Raw genomic sequence first — 289 nt, 5'->3', positions numbered from 1 at the left:
GATAGCGAAAGCTTACGCAGCTTTAACAGATGAAGAGTCTCGGAAAAATTGGGAAGAATTTGGAAATCCAGATGGGCCTCAAGCCACAAGCTTTGGAATTGCTTTGCCAGCTTGGATAGTTGACCAGAAAAATTCGATTCTGGTTTTACTTGTGTATGGATTGGCTTTTATGGTTATCCTTCCTGTTGTTGTGGGCTCTTGGTGGTATCGGTCCATACGATATAGCGGAGACCAGATTCTAATCCGTACAACACAGATTTATACATACTTTGTTTATAAGACTCGGAAT

At 41.2% G+C, this 289-nt stretch carries 1 protein-coding gene; it reads left to right on the top strand.

Annotation, left to right across the window (positions count from 1 at the left end; translation table 11 throughout):
* Positions 1-289: hypothetical protein (locus tag KDM89_RS21800; RefSeq protein ID WP_212689852.1), on the top strand; the 289-nt coding region annotated here is incomplete at both ends.

Source organism: Cognatundibacterium luofuense (genome assembly GCF_018139685.1).
Lineage (GTDB): Bacteria > Pseudomonadota > Gammaproteobacteria > Burkholderiales > Burkholderiaceae_D > Undibacterium > Undibacterium luofuense.
This window is presented reverse-complemented; position numbering and strand designations above follow the sequence as displayed.